Annotated in this window: 18 protein-coding genes and 3 tRNA genes; 7 read left to right on the forward strand and 14 right to left on the reverse strand. The window is 65.0% G+C overall.

The genetic code is table 11. The features are described from left to right. Positions 1-3: 3 nt before the first annotated feature. Positions 4-396, forward strand: a complete 393-nt coding sequence (locus RM463_RS07845; RefSeq protein WP_195689004.1) for a Na+/H+ antiporter subunit G — start codon at positions 4-6, stop codon at positions 394-396. Positions 397-425: 29 nt separating this feature from the next. Here RM463_RS07845 and hemH read toward each other — a convergent pair whose 3' ends face one another. Then, the gene (gene hemH / locus RM463_RS07850; RefSeq protein WP_311429685.1) at positions 426-1,514 is read right to left on the reverse strand and encodes a ferrochelatase; all 1,089 of its coding nucleotides are present in this window, start codon (positions 1,512-1,514) and stop codon (positions 426-428) included. A gap of 120 nt (positions 1,515-1,634) precedes the next feature. Here hemH and RM463_RS07855 point away from each other — a divergent pair, with 120 nt between their 5' ends. Together RM463_RS07855 and RM463_RS07860 are read left to right on the forward strand one after the other, a co-directional pair. Next, positions 1,635-3,233, forward strand: a complete 1,599-nt coding sequence (locus RM463_RS07855; protein WP_311429686.1) for a cryptochrome/photolyase family protein — start codon at positions 1,635-1,637, stop codon at positions 3,231-3,233. Further along, the gene (locus tag RM463_RS07860) at positions 3,230-3,625 is read left to right on the forward strand and encodes a DUF393 domain-containing protein (RefSeq protein WP_311429687.1); all 396 of its coding nucleotides are present in this window, start codon (positions 3,230-3,232) and stop codon (positions 3,623-3,625) included. The genes RM463_RS07855 and RM463_RS07860 overlap by 4 nt, the downstream gene beginning before the upstream one ends. 26 nt (positions 3,626-3,651) lie before the next feature. On the opposite strand, the gene RM463_RS07865 is transcribed toward RM463_RS07860, so the two are convergent. The 9 genes from RM463_RS07865 to rnr form a co-directional block, all read right to left on the reverse strand. Then, the gene (locus RM463_RS07865) at positions 3,652-3,954 is read right to left on the reverse strand and encodes a DUF6482 family protein (RefSeq protein WP_195689001.1); all 303 of its coding nucleotides are present in this window, start codon (positions 3,952-3,954) and stop codon (positions 3,652-3,654) included. 118 nt (positions 3,955-4,072) lie between these two features. Beyond that, positions 4,073-4,366, reverse strand: a complete 294-nt coding sequence (locus RM463_RS07870) for a hypothetical protein (protein ID WP_132044288.1) — start codon at positions 4,364-4,366, stop codon at positions 4,073-4,075. 78 nt (positions 4,367-4,444) lie between these two features. Beyond that, positions 4,445-5,833: a replicative DNA helicase gene (gene dnaB, locus RM463_RS07875; RefSeq protein ID WP_161423798.1), complete on the reverse strand. Its 1,389-nt coding sequence runs from the start codon at positions 5,831-5,833 to the stop codon at positions 4,445-4,447. A gap of 137 nt (positions 5,834-5,970) precedes the next feature. Next, a complete protein-coding gene (gene rplI / locus RM463_RS07880; protein WP_132044292.1) occupies positions 5,971-6,417 on the reverse strand; it encodes a 50S ribosomal protein L9 in 447 nt (148 codons plus the stop codon). Between the two features lie 15 nt (positions 6,418-6,432). Next, positions 6,433-7,284 (reverse strand): hypothetical protein, encoded by an 852-nt coding sequence (locus RM463_RS07885; RefSeq protein ID WP_311429688.1) that lies wholly within the window; start codon positions 7,282-7,284, stop codon positions 6,433-6,435. A gap of 12 nt (positions 7,285-7,296) precedes the next feature. Further along, positions 7,297-7,524, reverse strand: coding sequence for a 30S ribosomal protein S18 (rpsR, locus tag RM463_RS07890; protein ID WP_027960188.1), 228 nt, complete (start codon positions 7,522-7,524; stop codon positions 7,297-7,299). Positions 7,525-7,556: 32 nt separating this feature from the next. Then, on the reverse strand, positions 7,557-7,940 hold the full coding sequence (rpsF, locus tag RM463_RS07895; RefSeq protein WP_132044296.1) for a 30S ribosomal protein S6: 384 nt from the start codon (positions 7,938-7,940) through the stop codon (positions 7,557-7,559). A 318-nt stretch (positions 7,941-8,258) separates the two neighbouring features. Next, positions 8,259-9,068: a 23S rRNA (guanosine(2251)-2'-O)-methyltransferase RlmB gene (gene rlmB / locus RM463_RS07900; RefSeq protein ID WP_311429689.1), complete on the reverse strand. Its 810-nt coding sequence runs from the start codon at positions 9,066-9,068 to the stop codon at positions 8,259-8,261. Positions 9,069-9,121: 53 nt separating this feature from the next. After that, complete coding sequence (rnr, locus tag RM463_RS07905) at positions 9,122-11,572, reverse strand: ribonuclease R (RefSeq protein WP_195688997.1); 2,451 nt, start codon at positions 11,570-11,572, stop codon at positions 9,122-9,124. A gap of 223 nt (positions 11,573-11,795) precedes the next feature. On the opposite strand from rnr, the gene RM463_RS07910 reads away from it, so the two are divergent. The 3 genes from RM463_RS07910 to RM463_RS07920 all read left to right on the forward strand — a co-directional run bounded on the left by RM463_RS07910 (position 11,796) and on the right by RM463_RS07920 (position 12,127). After that, positions 11,796-11,882: transfer RNA gene (locus RM463_RS07910), tRNA-Leu, on the forward strand. 33 nt (positions 11,883-11,915) lie between these two features. Next, positions 11,916-12,002: transfer RNA gene (locus RM463_RS07915), tRNA-Leu, on the forward strand. A 38-nt stretch (positions 12,003-12,040) separates the two neighbouring features. After that, a tRNA-Leu gene (locus RM463_RS07920) sits at positions 12,041-12,127 on the forward strand. Between the two features lie 88 nt (positions 12,128-12,215). Here the strand turns inward: RM463_RS07920 and RM463_RS07925 are convergent. Together RM463_RS07925 and RM463_RS07930 are read right to left on the reverse strand one after the other, a co-directional pair. Beyond that, positions 12,216-13,076, reverse strand: a complete 861-nt coding sequence (locus tag RM463_RS07925) for a DNA/RNA non-specific endonuclease (protein WP_311429690.1) — start codon at positions 13,074-13,076, stop codon at positions 12,216-12,218. Positions 13,077-13,276: 200 nt separating this feature from the next. Next, the gene (locus tag RM463_RS07930) at positions 13,277-13,552 is read right to left on the reverse strand and encodes an Lrp/AsnC family transcriptional regulator (RefSeq protein ID WP_132044351.1); all 276 of its coding nucleotides are present in this window, start codon (positions 13,550-13,552) and stop codon (positions 13,277-13,279) included. Positions 13,553-13,854: 302 nt separating this feature from the next. Between RM463_RS07930 and RM463_RS07935 the strand changes: the two genes are divergently transcribed. Next, on the forward strand, positions 13,855-14,169 hold the full coding sequence (locus RM463_RS07935; RefSeq protein WP_195688995.1) for a high-potential iron-sulfur protein: 315 nt from the start codon (positions 13,855-13,857) through the stop codon (positions 14,167-14,169). Between the two features lie 150 nt (positions 14,170-14,319). Here the strand turns inward: RM463_RS07935 and RM463_RS07940 are convergent, their stop codons facing one another. Together RM463_RS07940 and RM463_RS07945 are read right to left on the reverse strand one after the other, a co-directional pair. Next, complete coding sequence (locus RM463_RS07940) at positions 14,320-15,882, reverse strand: SpoVR family protein (protein WP_195688994.1); 1,563 nt, start codon at positions 15,880-15,882, stop codon at positions 14,320-14,322. Between the two features lie 9 nt (positions 15,883-15,891). Next, positions 15,892-17,178: a YeaH/YhbH family protein gene (locus RM463_RS07945; RefSeq protein WP_311429691.1), complete on the reverse strand. Its 1,287-nt coding sequence runs from the start codon at positions 17,176-17,178 to the stop codon at positions 15,892-15,894. Between the last annotated feature and the right edge of the window lie 20 nt (positions 17,179-17,198).

Below are 17,198 nucleotides of genomic sequence, written 5' to 3' on the forward strand. Positions count from 1 at the left end.
ATCATGACGCTGCACTTACTTATCGAGGGAGTCGCTTCCTTTCTGCTGGTGGCCGGCGGCGCCTTCATCTTTATCGGCTCGTTGGGCATGACCCATCTGCGCGACTTCTACATGCGACTGCACGGTCCCACCAAGGCCACCACCCTGGGCATCGGCTGCATGCTGGGCGCCTCGATGATCTACTTCTGGGCGAGCGAGGGGAAACCGGAGATTCAGGAGGTGCTGATCACCATCTTCCTGTTTATCACCGCGCCGGTCAGCGCCCACCTGCTGGCCAAGACCGGGCTTCATCAGAAGCTCAAGCACGTGGACAAGACCGCCGGCCGGCCGGCCGAGCTGCGCCGCGAGGAGGTCGGCGAGAAGCCGGTCCCCCACCCGGACCGCGGCTACGACTAACGCCTCCCCCCGGCCCGCCGGTGGCGGGCCTAGACCCAGCCTCCCAGCTCGTTGTCGATGATCGACAGCAGGGCCGCGATATGGTCGTCACGTTCGTTGAGGCAGGGCACATAGGTGAAGGTCTCGCCACCGGCCTCGAGGAAGGCATCGCGAATCTCCTCCTCGATCTCCTCCAGGGTCTCGACACAGTCGGCGGAGAAGGCCGGCGACACCACGGCAATATGCTTCCTGCCCTGGCGCGCCAGCTCGGCGACATGCTCCACGGTGGCCGGCCCCACCCACTCTTCGGGACCGAACTGCGACTGGAAGGCGGTCTGGATGGCCCCTTCCTCCCAGCCTAGCGCCTCGCGCAGCAGCCGCGTGGTCTTCTGACACTGGCAGTGGTAGGGATCCCCCTCCATCAGGAAACGCTTGGGCACGCCATGATAGGAGGCCACCAGCACCTCGGGTGCCGTCTCGGCGGCGTCATAGGCCTCGCGCACGCTGTTGGCCAGGGCTTCGATATACTGCGGGTGCTCGAAGTAGGCCGGCACGGTGCGAATCGCCGGTTGCCACTTGAGCTTCATCAGGGTGCGGAAGGCATGATCATTGGCGGTGGCGGTGGTCGGCGAGGCGTACTGCGGATAGAGCGGAAAGAATAGAATCCGCTCGCAGCCCGCCGCCTGCAGACGCCTGAGTACGCTGTCGGTGGAGGGGTTGCCGTAGCGCATGGCGAAGTCGACCATCACCCGGTCGCCATGGCGCGCCTCGAGCCCCTCGGCCACCTTGCGGGTCTGCTCCCGGGTAATGGTCAGCAGCGGGCTCTCATCTTTCTCGGTGTTCCAGATACCGCGATAGGCCTCGCCGGACTTGAAGGGGCGGCGCGAGAGGATGATCAGCTGCAGCAGTGGCTGCCACTTCCAGCTGGGGTAGTCCACCACTCGCTTGTCGGAGAGGAATTCGTTGAGGTAGCGACGCATGGACCGGTAGTCGGTGGCATCCGGAGTGCCCAGGTTGACCAGCACCACCCCGACCCGGGCCTGAGGAATCGGCGGATGATCCTCCGGTGCATGGGCCAGGCGCCCGCAGCCGGGATGGTCCATGCCGGGATTGGCCGAATCCTGGATCGTGGTGGTCATGGGGTGACTCCTTGGTCGATACGCACGGTGGATGAAGACGGGGCTAGTGTATCAGGCCCCTCGCGGCGGCGGCGATCAGGTTGTACTATCAGCCTGATTTGTACAACCTGAGATCAAGCCATGTCCCGTCCCCTGGTGCTCGTGCTCGGCGACCAGCTCAGCCTGGCGCTTCCCAGTCTCCGCGACTTGCCCGTCAACGCGGTGGTGGCGCTCTGCGAGGTCTCCGCCGAGGGGCGCTATGTGCCACACCACCCCCAGAAGATCGCGCTGATCCTCGCCGCCATGCGCCACTTCGCCGCGGCACTGCGCAAGCGCGGCTACCGGGTGCACTACAGCGCCCTGGATGACCCCGACAATACCCAGGAGCTGATGACGGAGGCACAGCGTCTGGCCGCACTCCACGCCTGCGACGAGATCCGGGTCGTGCGCCCCGGGGAGTGGCGGCTGTGGCAGGCGATGCGCGAGCGTGAGCGCGCCGCTCTGCCCTGGCGACTCCTCGAGGACGACCGCTTCTATACCACCCCGGATGACTTCGCGGCCTGGGCAGGCGGCCGCGAGTCGCTGCGCATGGAGTACTTCTACCGGGAGCAACGGCGCCGCAGCGGCCTGCTGATGGAGGGCGACGGGCCCGCCGGCGGCCGCTGGAACCTCGACCACGACAACCGCGAGCCGCTGCCGGCTGGGCTCTCGGTGCCCGCGCCGCCCCGTCATCGCCATGACGCCACCACTCGCGCGGTGATCGCCCTGGTGGCGGAACACTTCGGCGACCACTTCGGCAGCCTCGAGGGCTTCCACTGGCCGGTGACGCGGCGCCAGGCGCTGGTCGACCTGCGCCATTTCATCGAGCACCTGCTGCCCGCCTTCGGTCGCTACCAGGATGCCATCAGCGACAGTGAGCCCTTCCTGTTCCATTCGCGACTCTCGGCGGCGCTCAACCTGGGGCTGCTCTCTCCCCGGGAGGTGTGCGAAGCCGCCGAGCGCGAATACCACGAGGGGCGAGCGCCACTCAACTCGGTGGAGGGCTTCATCCGCCAGGTGCTGGGCTGGCGCGAATATGTCCGCGGGCTCTACTGGACCCGCATGCCCGACTACAAGCGCGGCAACGCCTTGAGCGCCCGGCGTGGCCTGCCGAGCTTCTTCTGGGACGGCGAGACCGAGATGCGCTGCCTGCGCCGCGCCATCGAGATGACCCGCGACAACGCCTATGCCCACCATATCCAGCGGTTGATGGTGACGGGCAACTTCGCCCTGCTCTGCGATGTGGCACCCGAGGCGCTCTGCGACTGGTATCTGGCGGTCTACGCCGACGCCTGCGAGTGGGTGGAGCTGCCCAACACCCTGGGCATGGTGCTGCACGCCGATGGCGGGCTGATGGGCTCGAAGCCCTACTGCGCCTCGGGCAAGTATATCGATCGCATGTCGGATCACTGCCGGCACTGTCGTTTCGACCCCAAACGGGCGACGGGTCCCGACGCCTGCCCGTTCAACAGCCTCTACTGGGACTTTCTGGAGCGCCACGCCGAGACCCTGAGCACCAATCCGCGCATGAAGCTGATCTACGGCAACCTGTCGCGCATGAGCGAGGAGAAGCGCAACGCCATGCGCGATCAGGCCGGCGCCTTCCTCGAGCAGCTCGATGCCGCGCCCGCCTATTCACACGACCATGGTCAGGGCGAACACCGGGCGGGCTATGCTGGCGTCGAGGAGACTCCGAGATGACCCGACACGCCACCCTCGCTGCCCGCGCCCCGGTGACCCTCTTCCATGATGGCCACTGCCCGCTGTGCCAGCGGGAGGTCGCCTGGCTGGCGCGTCACCCGCGCCGCGAGCGCGTCAGGCTGGTGGATATCCAGGCCGCAAATTTCGATGCCGCCCCGCTCGGCCGCAGTGTTGCCGCGATGATGGGCCGACTGCACCTGCGCGACGCTAACGGTCGCTGGTTCGTGGGAATGGACGCCAGCCGTGCCCTCTACGCGGTGCTGGGCTATCGACGGCGGGTCTGGATAAGCACCCTGCCAGGGATCGGCGGGCTGATGGATGCGGGGTACTACTGGTTTGCCCGCCGCCGCCTGCATCTGGGGCGCTGGCTGGAACGGCGGGAGAAGGAGTGACGCGTGGCCCTGCTTGCGAGGGCGGCTCAGAACACCAGCGGCATGCGTGAGGTCAGCGGCTCCTGATAGTGAGTCTCGCGACCGATCACCTCATCGTGGGGCACCTGCTGCACCAGGTGGGCGCGGTGGATACCGGCACGCTTGAGCTCCACGTAGACATCTTCCAGCGAGCGGAAGAGCACCGGCTTGCCCTTACGGGTCAGCATATGACGCTGCCCCTCGATATCCTCCAGCTCCACTTGGTAGAAGCGGCTGCCGGCATGGCCGATGACGCGAATCTCGTAGTTGTCGTGATGGGCCGCGAAGGCCTTTAACTCGTGAAATTCCATGGATCCCTCCAGGTATTTTATCGTTGAAGTTCCTGGCAGCCTGACACCCACGGATGACACCGGGGTGACGACCGCATGTCAAAGATATGACACCGGCATCCCTGGCGAGTTCCGCAAGCTATTGATAATCTGAGGGATCAATCGCCTTGCCCAGGGAGTTTCGGTCGACCCACTTTCCGGCCTTGGTCTCCTTGTAGCGAAATACCACTCTATCACCGACGACCACCGGAAGCTCGGCATCCTCGGTCTGGTAGCTGTAGGTCTCGCCCTCCACTACCAGCTGGTAGCGGTAGAGGTCGGGCATGCCCAGCCACTCCTTGAACGGGCCTTCGCGCTCCACGGACTGAAGCTCGCCGCGCGCCTCCAGCTTGGGTGCACGCTGTCGATTACCGCGCCGAAATCCGCCTGCCATGCTGCCTCCTGGCTATGCTAACTGAAAGGGTGGGCATTATACGGGCCCCTCGTTCCGGCTCAAGTCGAGAGGCGACGCCTACTCGCCGAAGCCATCGCCATAGCTGTCCGGCGCCAGGTCCTCGAAGCGGGTATAGCGGCCGATAAATGCCATATGTACCGTGCCGATGGGACCATTACGCTGCTTGCCGATGATCAACTCGGCGAGACCCTGATTGTCGGGGTTGTCAGGATTATAGACCTCGTCGCGGTAGACGAAGGCGATCACGTCGGCATCCTGCTCGATGGCGCCACTCTCGCGAAGGTCCGACATCACCGGGCGCTTGTTGGGTCGCTGCTCGAGGGAGCGGTTGAGCTGGGAGAGGGCCACCACCGGGCAGCCGAACTCCTTGGCCAGCCCCTTGAGCGAGCGGGAGATCTCGGAGATCTCGCCGGTGCGGTTCTCGGAGAAGCCGGGGATCTGCATCAACTGCAGATAGTCGATCATCACCAGCCCGACATTGCCATGCTCCCGGACCACACGCCGAATACGCGAACGCATCTCGTTGGGTGACAGCGCCGCGGTATCATCGATGAACAGCTGCTTGTCCTTGAGCAGGTTGACCGCCGAGGTCAGGCGCGGCCAGTCCTCGTCCTCCAGCTGGCCCGTCCGCACCCGAGTTTGGTCGATGCGCCCCAGCGAGGAGAGCATGCGCAGCATCAGGGCATCGGCGGGCATCTCCATGGAGAACACCATCACCGGCTTCTCGCTGGAGATGACCGCATGCTCCACCAGGTTCATGGCGAAGGTCGTCTTGCCCATGGAGGGGCGCCCGGCAATGATCACCAGGTCCGAGGGCTGCAGGCCCGAGGTCATCTCGTCGAGGTCACGGAAGCCGGTGGAGAGTCCGGTCATCTCGCCCTGCATGTTGAACAGCTCGTCGATGCGGTCCACCGCCTTGGCGAGCAGCTCGCTCATGCCGATGGGGCCACCCGACTTGGGCCGCTCCTCGCTGATCTGGAAGACCAGGCGCTCGGCCTCGTCGACCAGCTCATTCGCCGGTCTCCCCTGGGGGCTGAAGGCGCCATCGGCGATCTGGCTGGCGGCACGGATCAACTTGCGCAGGGTGGCCCGCTCGCGAACGATATCGGCATAGGCGCGGATATTGCTGGCCGATGGCGTGTTGCGGGCCAGCTCCGCCAGCGTCGCCAGGCCGCCCACGGTATCGAGCTGGTCGCGCCCCTCCAGCGCCTCGGAGAGCGTCACCACGTCCAGCGGCCGCGCCGACTCGGCCAGCTCGGCCATGACATTGAAGATCAGTCGATGTTCGTAACGGTAGAAGTCGTCGGCCACCAGACGGTCGGCGACATTGTCCCAGGCCTGGTTATCGAGCATCAGCCCGCCCAGCACCGACTGCTCCGCCTCCAGCGAGTGGGGCGGCACCTTGAGGGCGGCGGTTTCCTGATCGTGCTCGAGCATCTCTGACATGGCGGTCTTCACCCTGGGCATTGCGGGGACGCCATTCTACCCCAGACAGGCGGCGCGCCCCATGACTCTTCCCCCCAACGCGACGAGGGGCGCGAGGATCTCTCCTCGCGCCCCTCGTCGGTGGCGGCCGTCTGAACTTACTCGGCCACTACCACCACGCGCACGGTGGCTTCGACTTCGGCATGCAGGCGCAGCTGAATGTCGTACTCGCCGACGGCACGGATCGGACCTTCCGGCATGCGCACTTCGCTCTTGGCCACATCGATGCCGGCAGACGCGATGGCGTCGGCCAGGTCGCGGGGGCCGATGGAGCCGAACAGCTTGCCTTCATCGCCGGACTTGGCGACCAGGGAGAGTTCGATCTCGTTGAGCTGAGCGGCGCGCTCTTCGGCCTCGGCCTTGCGCTCGGCGGCCTGGGCCTCGAGCTCGGCACGCTGGGCCTCGAAGGCCTCGATGTTGTCCTTGGTGGCCGGCACGGCGAGACCGTAGGGCACCAGGTAGTTGCGGCCGTAGCCGGGCTTGACGGTCACCTGGTCACCCAGGCCGCCCAGCTTGCCAATGTTGTCGAGCAGAATGACTTCCATCTCGTAAACCTCTTGTCAGTTACGGCTGGCCAGGCGCCCGCGAATGTCCGCGAAGACGTCGATAGCGGCCAGCAGCAGCACGATCAGAATCATGGGCCATGTAGTGATCAGCAGCAGGTAGAAGACGACCAGCCACAGCCCGTTCATCCCTTTAAATCCGATAAATCCATGCACCAGGGCGATGCCGGCGATCAGCAGCGGTACCCACAGCAGCATACCCAGGCCGGGCAGCCCCAGCACGGCACCGATCACGCCGAGCGCCACCAACATAGCCAGTTCGGCGGGCCTCAGGCGCAGGGCGTGGAACTCCTCGCGGAATCCACCGGGGTTGTAGAGCCCCGCCTGCCAGCTACGCGCCAGGGCCAGGCAGCCCACGGCGGCGATCAGCACGATAAGCCCGGTGACGCCACCGATCAGCAATCCCGCCAGCTGCTCGGTATCGAGCCCCTGACTGCCCAGCTCGTTGAGCAGGCGTCCCACCTCGGGAGAGGCCTGACGCAGCTGGTCGAGCAGCTCCCCGGTGCCACCGGGCGGCAGGAAGATCCCCAGCTGGATCATCACCGCGCCAGCCAGGGCACCGGCGATCAGCGCCTCGCTCCAGCGCAGGCGAGAGCGCAGCACCACCGCCATCAGGGTCACCAGCAGCACGCTGGCCAGGGGGATGACATCCCCCTGCACCCACCACCAGCCCGAAGGCACGGCGGCAGCCACGATCACCGGTAGCGCCGGGGAGAGGCCTCGACGCAGGGTGACCAGGGCCGCGATGGCGGCCCCCAGCCAGAACAGCCAGGGAATCAGGGTGGCCACGACGGCCCCGCCGATGGCGTGGGGCGTGCCGCGCATCACCCAGCGGGCGATCGTCAGCATCTTGCCGCTGGCTTACTGGTGGCTATCGGAGTAGGGCAGCAGTGCCAGGTAGCGCGAGCGCTTGACGGCGGTCGCCAGCTGACGCTGGTAGCGGGCCTTGGTACCGGTGATGCGGCTGGGAACGATCTTGCCGGTCTCGGTGATGTAGGCCTTGAGGGTGTCCAGATCCTTGTAGTCGATCTGCTTCACGCCCTCGGCGGTGAAACGGCAGAACTTGCGGCGACGGAAAAAGCGTGCCATGTAAAGACTCCTTCAGACGTGCGATGGGGGTATCAGGCGGACTCGGCGCGAGGCTTCTCGTCGCGAGGCTTTTCGTCGCGGCGAGCGCGCTTCTCTTCCACCGGCTTCATCATCGGCGAGGCCTCGGTGATGGCTTCGTTGCAGCGCACCACCAGGCTACGGATGATGGCGTCGTTGAAGCGGAAGATGTTCTCGATCTCGTCGAGGGTCTCGCCGCTGCACTCGACGTTCATCAGCACGTAGTGAGCCTTGTGGATCTTGTTGATCGGGTAGGCCAGGTGACGACGGCCCCAATCCTCCAGGCGATGCACGGTGCCGCCGTTCTCGGTAACGAGGCCGGTGTAGCGCTCGACCATGGCCGGAACCTGCTCGCTCTGGTCCGGATGGACCATGAACACGATTTCATAATGACGCATGGGATCTCCTTGCGGTTTGGCAGCTTCCTCGGGAGGTCTTGGCTCCGGGGAAGCAAGGAGGTGATAGAAAAACACGAATGCCCGCTCGATGGACGAACGGGCGCAGGCATTCTAAAGAGTACGCGCCTTGCGCGCAAGCTGGAAGCTGGAAGCTGGAAGCTGGAAGCTGGAAGCTGGAAGCTGGAAGCTGGAAGCTGGAAGCTGGAAGCTGGAAGCTGGAAGCTGGAAGCTGGAAGCTGGAACGCAGCATGTCGCCTCCAGAGATAGCGTCAAGGGGTTTCTTCCGGCATCAAGCTTCCAGGCGCGAAGCGCCGCTCTTCAAGCTCCAGGCGCAGCCTGGCGGCGCTGGCGAACCACCTCGAAGAGACTGATTCCGGTGGCAACCGAGACATTGAGACTGGATACCGTGCCGGCCATGGGCAGCTTGACCAGCTGGTCGCAGGCCTCGCGCGTCAGGCGGCGCATGCCCTTGCCCTCGGCTCCCATGACCAGTGCCGTGGCCCCGGTCAGGTCGACCTCGAATACCAGCGACTCCGCCTCACCGGCGGTACCGGTCACCCAGACGCCCAGCGACTTGAGCCTGGCCAGGGCGCGGGCGAGATTGGTGACCTGGTAGACCGGCACGCTCTCGGCGGCTCCACAGGCTACCTTGCGCACCGTGGCATTGAGCGGTGCGGCCTTGTCCTTGGGCACGATCACCCCATGCACCCCGGCGGCATCGGCGCTGCGCAGGCAGGCGCCGAAGTTGTGCACATCGGTGATGCCATCGAGCACCAGCAGCAGCGGGGGCGTCGCATGGGGCCACGCCTCCAGGCGGAACCACAGCGCATTCTCGGCCTCGAACGCCAGCGGCGTGGTGAAGGCCACGACGCCCTGATGGGCGGCCCCCTGGGCCAGGCGGTCCAGCTCGTCACGCGGACGTGACTGGATGCGGGCACCGCCACGCCGAGCGGTCTCTACCAGCTCGGCGAGGCGCGCCTCCGCGCCGCCCTGCTGCACCCATAGCTCGCGGGGTATTTCACCACGCTCGATCAGCGCACGCACGGCATGCACGCCGAATACCGCCTCCAGGCCACCGGGCGTCGCCGGCTTGCCAGCGGCGGGCCGCTGGGATCGCTTCTGCTTCATGTCTCTCGCTTCATTGCGGGTCACACGGCGGACCCGAAGGTCCGCCACGGGATTCAGCGCCGCGAACGGCGCCGACGGTTGCCGCTGCGCTTGCGGCCATCGCCCTTGTCGGACCTGTCGCTTCTGGCGGATTCGCCACCCTTGCCGGTGGTCTCGCCAGGCGAGGCCTCGGCCTTCGGTGGCTTGCCGCCGGCGCTGGCGCGACCCTTGGCGGGGGCATCGTCTACCGCACGGCGACGGCGCGGCGCCCGCTTGGGACGCGGCTGCTCATCGGCCAGGGCGAAATCGATCTTGCGATCATCCAGGTCGACGCGAGCCACCTGCACGGTGACACCGTCGCCGAGACGGTAGCTCATGCCACTGCGCTCGCCCTTGAGACGGTGCTTCTCAGGCTCGTAGCGGTAGTAGTCCGAAGGCAGCGAGGTGACATGCACCAGCCCCTCGACATAGACCTCATCGAGCCGCACGAAGATGCCGAACTGGGTCACCGACGCGATGGTGCCATCGAAGATCTCGCCGAGCTTGTCGGACATGAACTCGCACTTGAGCCAGTCCTCGACGTCGCGTGTGGCGTCATCGGCACGACGCTCGGTCATCGAGCAGTGCTCGCCGAGCTCGAGCATCTGCTCGAAGGTATAGGGCGCCCACTTGCTGGGCGGTTCCACCGGGGCCCCCTCGGCCCGCAGCACGGTGTTGGTCTGGCGCGGCCCGCGGATCACCGAGCGAATGGCACGGTGCACGATCAGGTCCGGGTAGCGACGGATCGGCGAGGTGAAGTGAGCATAGGCCGGATAGGCCAGGCCGAAGTGCCCATCGTTCTGGGGTGAGTAGATCGCCCGGCTCATGGAGCGCAGCATCACCGTCTGGATGACATCGGCGTCGGGGCGACCCTTGATGGCCTCGGCCAGGTCTCGGTAGTCCTGCGGGCTCGGGTCATCGCCGCCGCCCAGGGTCAGGCCAAGCTCGCTGAGAAACAGGCGCAGCTTGTCGAGACGCTCCGGCGAGGGCTGCTCGTGGATACGATAGAGGGCCGGCAGATCATGCTTGTCGAGGAAGCGCGCCGTGGCCACGTTGGCCGCCAGCATGCACTCCTCGATGATCTTGTGGGCATCGTTGCGCGAGCGCGGCACGATCTTCTCGATCTTGCGCTCGTCATTGAAGACGATGGCCGTCTCTGTGGTCTCGAAGTCGATGGCCCCTCGCTCCACCCGCGCCTCGCGCAGCAGCCGGTAGAGGGCATGCAGGTTCTTCAGCGACGGCACCAGCTCGCGATACTCCTCGCGCAGGGCCTCACCCTCCTGCCCCTCATCATCGAGGATCGCCGCCACCTTGTTGTAGGTCAGGCGCGCATGGGACTGGAACACCGCCTCGTAGAATCGGTAACGACTGATGGCGCCACTCTGGGAGATATTCATCTCGCAGACCAGGGCGAGGCGGTCGACCGCGGGGTTGAGCGAACAGAGACCGTTGGAGAGCAGCTCCGGCAGCATCGGCACGACCTGCCCCGGGAAGTAGACCGAGTTGCCGCGGCGGATCGCCTCCTGGTCCAGGGCACTGCCTGGGCGCACATAGTGGGAGACGTCGGCGATGGCCACCAGCAGCTTCCAGCTGCCGGACTTGGTCTTCCAGGCGCAGACGGCGTCATCGAAGTCCTTGGCGGTCTCGTCATCGATGGTCACCAGCGGCACGTCACGCAGATCGATACGGCTCTGCTTGTCCTCCTCGGCAACCTCGGCGGACATGCTGGCGATCTGGTCGTGGACCTCCGGCGGAAATTCGGCGGGAATCTCGTAGCTGCGAATGGCGATATCGATCTCCATGCCGGGATCCATGCGCTCACCCAGCACCTCGACCACCTCACCGACCGGCTGCACCCGCGTCTCGGGCTGCTTGACGATATGCGCCGACACCACCTGACCATCCTTCGCCCCGCCGCAGGCGCTGTGCGGGATGATCACCTCCTGGGTGATACGCGGATTCTCGGGGATCAACACGCCGAACTCGGGGGTGTTCTCGCGGTAGACACCGACGATGGACTGGGTATTGCGGGCCAGCACCTCGGCGATGGTGGCCTCGTCGCGACCGCGCCGATCGCGGCCGCTGATGCGCACCAGCACCTGATCGCCGTGGAAGACTCGGCGCATCTGCCGCGGCGGCAGCATCAGGTCGGGTTTCTTGCCGTCGTCACGCAGCACGAAGCCGAAGCCGTCGCGGTGACCCAGCACCTTGCCCTTGATCAGGTCGAGCTTGTCGATCAGCGCGTAGGCTCGCGCCCGGTTGCGCAGCACCTGGCCATCGCGCTCCATGGCCGCCAGCCGGCGGCGTACCGCCTCCTGCAGCTCCTCATCCTCGAGGCCGAGCAGCTGGCTCATCTTCTCGTGGGTAAGCGGCTTGCCGGCCTCCTCCAGGCGGGCGAGCAGATACTCGCGGCTGGGGGCTGGCTTGTCATACTTGTGGGCTTCACGTTCCGCATGCGGATCGTCGCTGAGCGTCCAGTGAGTCATGCGCGGTGCATTCTTGGCAGGGTCGGGGACGACATGAGTAAGCTGGCGCTCGGGCGCCGCGGGAACGGGGTATTGCTTGGGGGTTCATTGATCATGGCCGCAGTATAGCGCCGCAGGCGCGGTCACCCAACCTTGAAGAATCGGGCTGTGTGGGAAAAAATTGCCACAGGCCCCCTCGTTCCTCTTGCAAACCGGCACAATTCGGGTAACATACGCGTCGCTTGCCCAGATGGCGGAATTGGTAGACGCGCTAGCTTCAGGTGCTAGTGTCCTTACGGACGTGGAGGTTCAAGTCCTCTTCTGGGCACCATTGCTCTTTATACAGTTCGACTCGCTCGTGTTCGCCCAGGTGGCGGAATTGGTAGACGCGCTAGCTTCAGGTGCTAGTGTCCTTACGGACGTGGAGGTTCAAGTCCTCTCCTGGGCACCATCCTTCGGGAAGCCCGAACACGACGAGATGCATGATGCGCCCAGGTGGCGGAATTGGTAGACGCGCTAGCTTCAGGTGCTAGTATCCTTACGGATGTGGAGGTTCAAGTCCTCTCCTGGGCACCATTCACTTCGCATCATGCAGGTTAGAGCAGGCAGGATCATCGAGAAACCGCGACACTGGATCGCGGTTTTTTTGTATCTATATAACACGCTATTCGAAGCGCCCGGGGCGGTTTGCCACCTCCTCCAGCCCCCAGCCACGGGCATCGACCCGCCCCTCCAGCACTTCCGCTGACGACTCGGGAAGCCTGGGAAAGAAGTCGAGCCCGGTACGCGCCTCGATGGCGTCAATGCTTACCAGATAGTCGCTCAATGACTCGTCGCCGCGCACTCCCTGGGGCATCACGAAGGCCAGGGCCCGGGGCCTTTCGCCGGGTACCACGACAATCTTGTAGAAGGCCGCGGGGATCTCCACGAAGCCGACTCGATTGAGCACGTTGTCGAGGAAGCGTTCGGGGAAGATCGGCCCGGTAATGACCTGTACCGCACCGAATCGCGGCACGAAATGATCCATCACCACCTCTTCCAGTCGCTGCCAGAGCCGGCGGTTGAGATCGGGCCGCTGGGGCGTCATGTTGCTCATGTAGAAGGTGTCGTGCTGGGCATCGCGACCATGCACCGCGGCAATCGCGTAGTTGGGTGCCAGGTGCCCACGATCGAAGCCGCTGCCGGCGTAGTGGTCGGTGCCGATCGGCCACAGGGTACGCCAGTCTCGGCGAAATGCCGGACGCGGCCCCGACTCGGGGCTCTCGACCGCCTGAAGCCGATAGCTGACCCACAGCGGGTTGACTCGCAGGTCGGACCAGCCGACCAGGAAGCCATCGTTGCGCAGCACGCGATGAAAGCCGGTGAGTGACGGCTCCTGCCACTCGGGCACCCCCATCCACACCAGCGAGTCGCGTAACTCACGCTCCTGGAGGTGCCACAGACCGCCCCCCACGACTACAAACAGCAGACTGACGGCAAAACGCCGCAGCGGGCGGCCACGGCGCAACAGACCGAAACGACTCATCCGTGAAAGGCTTCCCCGTTGATGAAGTGAGTGACGCAGGGCTATCGCAATTACCGAACCAAGGGGCGCTGGGGATAAGCCAAAGAGGGGATCCTACGCCAGGGAAGGCGTCGGTAACGCCCTGGGAGGGGTTCATAGCGCACCCTCGTCGGTCCGGCGTTCCGGGGCTTGTCGCCAGATCCACCACTGACCCCCGGTGACTACCAGCCCAGCGAGAACATGGTCTCCAGGTCGTGACGGGAGTGTACCTGCATGGCGTTGAGCGTCTCCGTCTCACGGATCCCCTCCACGGCATTGAGGCGCCCGGTCACCAGCTCGGCCAGGCTCTCGAAGTCACGCGTGCGCGCGATGGCCACCAGATCATAGCGGCCACAGGTGGAGTAGACCTCACTGACCCCCTCGACGTCGGCCAGGCGCTCGGCCACCGACTTGACCTGCCCCTTCTCGGTGTTGATCAGGATCACGGCATTCTGCATCGGGCTCTCTCCGGATGTCGCCCCACGGGCGGAGATGGGCGGCGGGCAGCCGTCGAGACTGCCCGGGTTCTCGGATCGAGTATACCAGCGCCGGAGAGCGTGAAGCATCACCCTCTGATTGGCGCTCCTGGCGACGCGACAAGTCGTCGCAGCGCACCGTTCGCATACCGGGGGCGCCTTGACTATGATAACGAAGCGAACCCTGCCGACAGTCGACTGTCGGACGACTAGAGGTGGAACACCACCCGAGAATAGCGGGCTCAGGCCCGTCCGTGTCTGGCAACGTGATATAAGGAGATTCCATGGCTAACCACAGCCGTCGTGACTTCATGCGCCATAGCCTGATGGGCATGGCCGCCCTCCCCCTGGGAGCCGGCATCCTCTCCAGCCGCGCCTTTGCCCAGGACCTGCCGCCGCTGGACCCCTCCAGCGAGCAGGCACAGGCGCTCAACTACGTCAAGGACGCCAGCGAGGCTGCCGACCATCCGGCCTATGAGGAAGGCGAAAAGTGCAGTAACTGCATGTTCTTCCAGGCCGACAGCCAGGGCTGTCAGCTGTTCCCCCAGAACAGCGTCGAGCCGGCGGGCTGGTGCCAGTCCTGGACCGCCCAGAGCTGATGTCCGGGGCGGCAAACGCCGTCACCTGGCAATAGAACGAGGACCCGCGCCACGGCGCGGGTCCTGTTATATATAAGCTGCATATAGCTTGCCTATGCCGGGCTACCTGCCGCCCATCAGCGTGCCACATGCCAGCACCATGACCGGCCATCAGCCCTCCCCGTTGCCGCCCTCCTCATCCGCCAGTGGCCATTGATAACGCCGCACCACTCGCTCGTCCTGAACCGACTCGAGGCGCACCGGGAAGCCCCACAGCTGATGCAGATGACGGATCACCGGGTAGACGCTGCGCGCCAGCGGCCGGCGATCATCCTGGACATGATGCAGGGTCAACGAGCGGTCGCCACGAATATCCGCGGAGTAGACCTGGATATTGGGCTCGCGTACCGCCAGTGCATAGTGGGCCGCCAGCGCGTCGCGGATGCGCTGATAGCCACGCTCGTCGTGGATCGCCGCCACCTCTAGCATCTCCTCCTGATCGTCGTCGATCACCATGAACAGCTTGAGGTCGCGAATCACCTTGGGCGACAGGAACTGCTGGATAAAGGATTCGTCCTTGAAGTTCTGCATGGCGAACTCCAGGGTTTCCCGCCAGTCGCTGCCGGCGATATCGGGGAACCAGCGACGGTCCTCCTCGGTGGGTGCCTCGCAGAGGCGCCGAAGATCGCTGAACATGGCAAAGCCCAGGGCATAGGGATTGATGCCGTTGTACCAGGGGGCATCGAAGGGGGGCTGCTGAACCACCGCCGTATGCGACTGCAGAAACTCGAGCATCAGCCCCTCATCCACCGCGCCTTCGTCAAAGAGTCGGTTCATCAGGGTGTAGTGCCAGAAGGTGGCCCAGCCCTCGTTCATCACCTGGGTCTGGCGCTGGGGATAGAAGTACTGCGCCAGCTTGCGCACGATACGCACCACCTCCCGCTGCCACGGCGCCAGCAGCGGCGCGTTCTTCTCGATGAAGTAGAGCAGATTCTCCTGAGGCTCGGATGGGTAGCGACCGCCGGCATGCAGACCGAGCGGGTCCTCCTGGTCATCCATCATCCCCGGCAGGCGATCCTCCTCGGCGCGCCCGGGGATGGTGCGCCACAGGGTGTTGACCTGGGCCTGCAGAAGCTCCTCGCGCTCCTTCTGACGACGCACCTCCTCCTCGGCGGAGATCGGCGAGGGCCGCTTGTAGCGATCGACCCCGTAGTTCTGCAGGGCGTGGCAGGCATCCAGCAGCTGCTCCACCGCCGCCACGCCGTGGCGCTCCTCGCACTCGGCGACATACTTGCGGGCGAACACCAGGTAGTCGATGATCGAGGCGGCGTCGGTCCAGGTACGAAACAGGTAGTTGCCCTTGAAGAAGGAGTTGTGGCCATAGCAGGCGTGGGCCATCACCAACACCTGCATCATCAGAGTGTTCTCCTCCATCAGATAGGCGATGCAGGGATCGGAATTGATCACCAGCTCGTAGGCAAGGCCCATCTGACCACGGCGGTAGGCCTGCTCCACGGCCAGGAACTGCTTGCCGAAGGACCAGTGGTGATAGCCCACCGGCATGCCCACGCTGGCGTAGGCATCCATCATCTGCTCGGAGGTGATGACCTCGATCTGGTTGGGATAGGTGTCGAGACGATACTCGTCCGCCAGCCGTGCGATCTCCCGCTCGAATTCGGCGAGTATCTCGAAGTTCCAGTCGGACCCCGTGGCGATGGGCTTGCGTCGGGTCATCTTGCCTCCTCAGCCGCCGGCGACGCGGCGCTTGAACAGCTCGCGGAACACCGGGTAGATATCTCCGGCCTCGACGATCTGGCGCATGGCGAAACGCGCCGGGAATTCGGCCGCCACGCTCTCGTACTCCTCCCACAGCGCCTGGTGCGCGTGGGGGGTGATCTCCACATAGGTGAAGTACTGCAGGCGCGGCATCAGCTTCTTGACCAGCAGGTCACGGCAGGCCACCGAGTCATCGTCCCAGTTATCCCCATCCGAGGCCTGGGCCACGTAGAGGTTCCACTGCCCCGGCGGGTAACGCTCGGCGATGACCTCGTCCACCAGCGTCAATGCACTGGAAACGATGGTGCCGCCGGTCTCCCGCGAGTAGAAGAACTCCTCCTCGTCGACCTCCCTGGCGGCGGTGTGGTGGCGTACGAAGACCAGCTCGACCTTCTCGTAGTTGCGCTCGAGAAACAGATAGAGCAACAGGAAGAAGCGCTTGGCAATATCCTTGTGGGACTGGGTCATGGAGCCGGAGACATCCATGACGCAGAACATGACGGCCTTGCTGGAGGGCTGGGGCTGGTTGACCAGGTGGTTGTAGCGAAGGTCATAGGTGTCGATGAAGGGTACCGCCTCGAGGCGTTTCTCGAGGCGCTCCACCTCAGCCTTCAGCTCGGCGATGCGCACCGGATTGCGCATCACCGGATCCTTTCGCTCCTCGATCTCCAGCGCCTCACGGGCTTCACGCAGGGCACGACGAATCGGTGCGCGCATGGCGATGCGCCGGGCGTGGGCCTCGCGCATGGAGCGCACGATATTGATCCGTGCGGGCACCCCCTCCTTGGAGACTCCCGCGCGCACCGGGCGCACCTCGTCGAGGTCCACCAGCGCCTTGCGCTCCAGGTGGGGCAGCTCCAGGCCGTCGAAGACGAAGTCGAGGAACTCATCCCGGGAGAGGGTAAAGGCGAACTCGTCCACGCCCTCGCCCTGGTTCGAGGCACCGCCCTCACCGGCTCCATCACCGCCACCGCCGCCTCCCGGGCGTTGCAGGCGATCCCCCTCCACAAACTCCTTGTTGCCGGGGGCGATGATGCGCCGCTTGCCACCGGAGCCGTGCTGGAATACCGGCTCCGAGATATCACGCGCGGGAATCGAGACCTTCTCGCCGCGCTCCATGTCGGTGATCGAACGCCGATTGACCGCCTCCTCCACCGAGCGCTTGATATGCGTGCGATAACGGTCGAGGAAGCGCTGCCGATTGACCGCACTCTTGTGCTTGGCATTCGCCCGCCGGTCGATGAAGTAGCTCATGGCAACTCTCCTGCGCGCCG

It is taken from the genome of Halomonas sp. LES1 (genome assembly GCF_031846005.1).
Lineage (GTDB): Bacteria > Pseudomonadota > Gammaproteobacteria > Pseudomonadales > Halomonadaceae > Halomonas.